This is a genomic window from Dietzia sp. DQ11-38-2, assembly GCF_014145055.1.
Taxonomy (GTDB): Bacteria; Actinomycetota; Actinomycetes; order Mycobacteriales; family Mycobacteriaceae; genus Dietzia.
In genome coordinates this window covers 1-3,591 of the sequence record NZ_JAALDW010000271.1, presented here as the reverse complement: position 1 = coordinate 3,591, position 3,591 = coordinate 1, and the positions used below count along the sequence as shown (strand labels likewise).

Sequence of the window (3,591 nt, the reverse complement as noted above, 5' to 3'; positions counted from 1 at the left end):
GGCCAGCGGCTCGACCATGGTCCGCTTGACCGCCCGCAGACTCGAGATGGGCAGCCTCGCCAACCGTGTTGCGTGCTCGGTGGCCACCCCCAGCAGGTCGTCGGGGGCGCACAGCCGCCACACCAGGCCCATCTCGTGCGCCTCGGCGGCGCTGATCCACTCCGAGGACAGCAACACCCACGCCGCGTTCTGCCGCCCGACGAGCCGGGGCAGCAGGTAGCTCGAGGCGGCCTCGGGCGCCACCCCGAGGCTGGTGAACGGGCACTTGAGACGGGCGTCCTCGGACATGAATACCAGGTCGGCGAACCCGATGACGGTCATGCCGATCCCGAGGCCGAGGCCGTTGATCGCCAGGACGAGGGGCTTGTCGAACCCGGTCAGGGCGTCGATCAACCCGAGAAACCCGTGCTCGCCGGGGACGAAGTCGGGATCGGTGATCCGCTGGGCCATCTCGGCCAGGTCGGTCCCGGCACTGAACGCCCGCCCCTGCCCGGTGAGCAGCACGACCGCCACGGTGGGATCGTTCGAGGCCTCGTGCAACGCGATGGTGAGCGCGTCGTACAGGGCCTCGTCGAACGCGTTGAGCGCCTCCGGTCGCGCGAGCGTCAACGTGCGGACGCGGTCGGCGTCGCGCACGTCGAGCGGCGTCGTGTTCTCTCCCACCACGGCGGTATCAGCCGTCGACCGCGGGCGCGTCGAGGTAGACGGACTTGACCTCGGTGTACTGCGCCAGGCCCTCGGGGCCGAACTCGCGGCCGACCCCCGATGCCTTGAAACCGCCGAACGGGGCCGAGAAGTCCATCGTGTACGTGTTGACCCCGTAGGTTCCGGTGCGGACCCGACGCGCGACGCCCAGCCCCGCCTCCCGGTCCGCGGTCCACACGGTTCCCGCCAGACCGTAGTCGGAGTCGTTGGCGATCCGGACGGCGTCGTCGACGTCGTCGTAGGCGATCACGGACAGAACCGGACCGAAGATCTCCTCCTGGGCGATCCGCATGGAGTTGTCGACCCCCGCGAACACGGTCGGTCGGACGTACCACCCCGAGTCGAGGCCGTCCGGGCGGCCGGTGCCACCGGTGAGCAGCTTCGCCCCCTCCTGCTGCCCGATCTCGATGTACGAGGACACCCGTTCCTGCTGCCGCTGCGCCACCATCGGGCCGATCTGGGTGTCGGGGTCCATCGGATCGCCGACGACCATCGACCCGATCCCCTCCGCGAGTGCGCCGGCGACCTCGTCGTGCCGCTCGCGGCTCACCAGGATCCTGGTCTGCGCCACGCAGGCCTGACCCGAGTTCATCACGCCCAGGAACTTGATTCCCTCGACGACGCTCGTGAGGTCGGCATCGTCCAGCACGATCGCCGCGGACTTGCCTCCGAGCTCGAGCGAACAGCGCTTGAGCTGCTCGCCACAGATCGCCCCGATCTTCCGGCCCGCCGCGGTGGACCCCGTGAAGGCCACCTTGTCGACCGCGGGGTGGCGCACCAGGTGCTCGCCCACCTCGCGGCCACCCGCGACGATGCTCACCACGCCCTCCGGCACCCCGGCCTCGATGAGCAACTCGCCCAGCAGGTAGGTGTCGAGCGGGGTCTCGGGGGCGGGCTTGATCACGATCGTGCAGCCGGTGAGCAGCGCCGGGATCAGCTTGGACAACACGGTGAACTGGGGGACGTTCCACGGCGGGATCGCCGCGACCACGCCCACCGGCTCGTGGCGGACCAGCACCTCGCCCCCGAGCACGCCCGGCCGGGTCTCCTCCCACGGGAACTCCCGGGCGATGCCGACGAACGCCTCGATCTGCATCCAGGGCGCAGGAGCCTGGGCGAGCGTACTGAACGAGATCGGTGACCCCATCTCGGTGGAGATCAGGGTCGCCATGTCGTCCAGCTTCGCGGCGTAGAGAGCCGAGAGACGGGCGACCACGTCGATCCGCTCCTGGGGGCTCATCCGCGGCCACGGGCCGGAGTCGAACGCCTCCCGCGCCGCGGCCACGGCGGCGTCGATGTCGGCGACCGAGCCCTCCGGGACGCGGGCGACGATCTCCTCGGTGTGGGGGCTGACCACCTCGATGACGCCGTCGGTCGCGGGTGAGCGCCACTCGGTACCGATCAGGAACGCGTCGCGGTCGAGGGAGGATGTCATGGTGGGTCTCCTGCTGTTGCCGGGTGGGGTCCTGTCGCAACGGACATGCGAACAGACACCTGTCCAACCTAGGCGGTGCCGGCCTCGCCCGCGGCGGTTCCACGGATTCGGCTCGACCGGCTCAGCGGAGCGCCGGCACCCGTCCCCCGTCCGTCCGGGCCAGCTCCCGGACGGCGATCTTCCAGGCCTCGACCACGGCCGAGGCTCCGACCCTGGGCTGCAGGGTCCCGGCCAGGTGGGCCCCTGTGAGCAGGTCGATGGTGAACTGCACCAGCATCGGCGCGCGCGGATGGTCCTCCCCCGCCAGACGCGTGACGTTCCGGTGCACCGTGCGGAAGATGCGTTCCTGGAGAGGGATGAGCGCCCGTCGGAGCTCGGGATCGGTCCGGGAGGCCACCCAGAGCTCGAGGGCCACCGTGAACGGCGGACCCTGGAGCTCTTCCCAGACCAGATCCACCACGTCGTCCCAGCTCGTGGCCAACGGCACGTCGTCGCGCGCCCCGGCGTCGGGGTCTGCGACGGCGTCGGCACCGTCGCCGGCACCGTCGTCGGCTCCCACGCGAGCCCGGACGCCGAGGCCCGTCGAGGTCAGGACGCGGAGCCGGCGTTCGACGATGTCCTCCACGACCCCGGCCATGAGCGAGCCCCTCGTGGGGAAGTGGTGCAGCAGCGTGCCCCGCGCGACCCCCGCGCGGTTCTGCACCTCGCCGACCGTCGTCGCGCCGTAGCCACGGTCGAGCAGCGACTCGTACGCGGCCTCGAGGAGCTTCGAGCGGGTGGCGGCGGACCGCTCCTGCTTCGGACGACGGGGGGCTGCCATGGCCGAGACATTACTCGGGCCACCGCCGCGGCGACTTGCCACCGAGTCGGTCCGATCGGCATGATTCAGCAAAACAGTCTGACCAGACGGAAAGTGGCATCCATGTCCAAGAGATCGCGCGTGAAAGGCCTCGTCGACACCGGCCGCACCCTGGCTCCTGTGCTGGCCCGGACGGCGGTGACGCCGCTGGCGGACCTGGCCTCCCGGATCATCCCCGGCATCGGTTCGACGGCGCCCGCTGCAGACGTGACCGTCCCCGCCCCCGAGGGCATCTCCGGCTATGCACGGCAGGTCGACGTCGCGCGCGCGATCAGCGCTCCGCCGGCCGCGGTCCTCGACGTGGTACTGGACACCACCCGGACCCACGAATGGCTGACCTTGCACCTGTCCTGGCGTGGAGAGCGGGACGAGAAGCTCACCACCGGCGGGCAACTCGTCCAACAGATGACTCTCATGGACATCCCCGTCCAGGTGCGGTGGACCGTCGAGAAGGCCGACGAGACCGGGGTCGAACTGCGCGGCGCGGGCCCCATGGGCATCACGGTCGGCCTGTGGTGCACTGTCGTGCCCGCCGCCGACGGCAGCGCGGTCCGCCTCGACGGCGCCCTGGACGGTCCGCCGGTGCGCGGCC

General features: G+C 71.0%; 4 protein-coding genes. 1 reads left to right on the top strand and 3 read right to left on the bottom strand.

Annotated elements, in window-relative coordinates:
* From G6026_RS09880 to G6026_RS09870, 3 genes are all read right to left on the bottom strand, one after another.
* Positions 1-663: enoyl-CoA hydratase-related protein (locus G6026_RS09880; RefSeq protein WP_347238086.1), on the bottom strand; the 663-nt coding region annotated here is incomplete at its 3' end.
* Positions 664-673: 10 nt separating this feature from the next.
* Complete coding sequence (locus G6026_RS09875) at positions 674-2,140, bottom strand: aldehyde dehydrogenase (RefSeq protein ID WP_107755971.1); 1,467 nt, start codon at positions 2,138-2,140, stop codon at positions 674-676.
* Between the two features lie 121 nt (positions 2,141-2,261).
* On the bottom strand, positions 2,262-2,960 hold the full coding sequence (locus G6026_RS09870) for a TetR/AcrR family transcriptional regulator (protein ID WP_182613066.1): 699 nt from the start codon (positions 2,958-2,960) through the stop codon (positions 2,262-2,264).
* Between the two features lie 102 nt (positions 2,961-3,062).
* On the opposite strand from G6026_RS09870, the gene G6026_RS09865 reads away from it, so the two are divergent.
* The coding region (locus G6026_RS09865; protein WP_182613065.1) for an SRPBCC family protein at positions 3,063-3,591 on the top strand (529 nt) is incomplete at its 3' end.

Coding starts and splice junctions, on each gene's coding strand:
- G6026_RS09875 (WP_107755971.1), bottom strand. CDS start 2,140: ATGACATCCTCCCTCGACCGCGACGCGTTCCTGATCGGTACCGAGTGG.
- G6026_RS09870 (WP_182613066.1), bottom strand. CDS start 2,960: ATGGCAGCCCCCCGTCGTCCGAAGCAGGAGCGGTCCGCCGCCACCCGC.